The sequence below is a fragment of the Acidaminococcus sp. CAG:542 genome (assembly GCF_000437815.1).
Taxonomy (GTDB): domain Bacteria; phylum Bacillota; class Negativicutes; order Acidaminococcales; family Acidaminococcaceae; genus Acidaminococcus.
In genome coordinates this window covers 18,092-20,174 of the sequence record NZ_FR902042.1, presented here as the reverse complement: position 1 = coordinate 20,174, position 2,083 = coordinate 18,092, and the positions used below count along the sequence as shown (strand labels likewise).

The following is a 2,083-nucleotide window of genomic DNA, read 5'->3' as shown; positions in this document are numbered from 1 at the left end:
CCCTACGGTTATACACAATAAGAAGAACCTGGTCGAAGGACAAGTTCTATCCAGTGGCCCGCGACTCACGACTCGAGACTCGCGGCCAAAGGGGCTGTTGCTTATGCAACAGCCCCTCCTTTACTTCTTGTGCGCTTCCACTTTTTCGTCGAACATGAACTGGAGATTCAGCCAGGCGGCAGCGCTGATTTCTGTGGCTTCTTCCAGTTTGCTGGCCAGTTCCAGGTCCACCGGGATTTCTCCGGCCAGGAGCTGGTCCACGGTTTCCAGGGGTTTCCCCAGTTTGTGGGCGAACTGGGCCGGGGTCATCTGCCAGTCATCCAGAAGGTCTTCCAGATAGGAACCGGGATGGAATGCTGTGCCGTCTTCATAAACAATGGTGTTGGACATGATGGATAAGGCCTCCGAAGTTTTTCTTCCAGTATAGCAAAAGAGGTGTTGCTGGTGCAACACCTCTTTTGTCATCAGAACGCCGGGATAATGGCGCCTTTGTATTTTTCTTCGATGAATTTCTTCACTTCCGGGCTGTTCAGGGCTTTCATCAGCTTCTGGATTTCCGGCCGGTTTTCGTCGCCTTTCCGTACGGCCACGATGTTGGCATAAGGAGAATCCTTGGCTTCGATGAACAGGGCATCCTTGGTGGGATTCAGTTTGGCTTCCATGGCGAAGTTGGAGTTGATCACCGCCAGATCCACATCATCCAGGGTCCGGGGCAGCATGGCGGCTTCGGCTTCGGTGATCTGGAGGTTCTTGGGGTTGTCTACAATGTCATTGGCGGTAGCCATGACCCCTACCCCGTCCTTCAGTTTCAGCAGGCCGGCCTTTTCCAGGATGGCCAGGGCACGGCCCCCGTTGGTGGGATCGTTGGGGATGGCGATTTTAGCGCCATCAGGCACGGATTTGATGTCTTTGATCTTCTTGGAGTATACGCCCATGGGTTCGATGTGGACTTTGCCCACGGAAACCAGGGACAGGTTCCGGTCTTTGCAGAATTTTTCCAGGTACGGCAGATGCTGGAAGAAGTTGGCGTCAATTTCCTTGTCGCTAAGGCTCAGGTTGGGCTTCACATAATCGGTGAATTCCACCACCTGCAGGTCCACCCCTTCTTTGGCCAGCAGGGGTTTCACCTGTTCCAGGATCTCTGCATGGGGAACCGGAGAAGCTCCCACCTTCAGGACTACTTTTTTGTCTCCCCCTGCGGGTTTGCTGCCGGTGGAGCTTCCGCAGCCCCCGGCGATGCCGGCCAGAGCCAGCAGTCCGGCCAGTACCAGTGCCAGTTTTTTCATCATTTTTTCCTCCTTTTTTGCTTTATCAGCTGTCAGCCGATTTTTCCGTTCCGGGGAAAAATCATGCATTCCAGTTCCGTTCCACCCGTTCCGCGGCTTCTTTCCGGATGTCTTCCGGATCCCGCTTTACCCGGGCGATGCCCTGTTCCATGGCGGTTTTGGCCACGGCGGCAGCAATGGCCGGGACGATCCGCCGGTCGAAGGCACCGGGAACCACATAGTCTTCCCGCAGTTCATCGTCAGCAATCAGCCCGGTAATGGCTTTAACGGCAGCCACTTTCATTTCTTCCGTAATGGCGGAGGCCCGGACGGCCAGGGCACCCCGGAAGATGCCCGGGAACACACACACGTTGTTCACCTGGTTGGGAGCATCGCTGCGGCCGGTACCGGCTACGGCAGCGCCGGCAGCCTTGGCTTCTTCGTAGGTGGTTTCAGGCACCGGGTTGGCCAGGGCGAATACCACCGCATTGTCATTCATGCTCTGGATCACTTCTTTGGTGAACAGCCGGGGAGCGGAAACCCCCAGGAGTACATCGGCTCCCTTTACGGCCCCTTTCAGGTCCCCTTTGTAGTGGTCCTGGTTGGTGACGCTGGCCAGATAGGCAGTGGCCATGTCCATTTCTCCCGGACGGCCTTCATACACGGCCCCATGGACGTCGATCATGGTCAGGTTCTTCACACCCAGGCGCACCAGCAGTTTGCCGATGGCGGAACCGGCAGCCCCGCAACCGTTGACCACCACTTTCACCTTATCGATGTCCTTTTTCACGAACCGGAGAGCCCCCAGAATGGCGGCG

Annotated in this window: 3 protein-coding genes; all 3 read right to left on the bottom strand. The window is 56.6% G+C overall.

The genetic code is table 11. From position 1 onward, the window contains the following. Positions 1 to 120: 120 nt before the first annotated feature. Complete coding sequence (locus QVO43_RS02835) at positions 121 to 390, bottom strand: helix-turn-helix transcriptional regulator (RefSeq protein ID WP_022487089.1); 270 nt, start codon at positions 388 to 390, stop codon at positions 121 to 123. Positions 391 to 464: 74 nt separating this feature from the next. Next, positions 465 to 1,286: a MetQ/NlpA family ABC transporter substrate-binding protein gene (locus QVO43_RS02830; protein WP_022487088.1), complete on the bottom strand. Its 822-nt coding sequence runs from the start codon at positions 1,284 to 1,286 to the stop codon at positions 465 to 467. Between the two features lie 61 nt (positions 1,287 to 1,347). Beyond that, positions 1,348 to 2,083: malic enzyme-like NAD(P)-binding protein (locus QVO43_RS02825; protein ID WP_288174400.1), on the bottom strand; the 736-nt coding region annotated here is incomplete at its 5' end.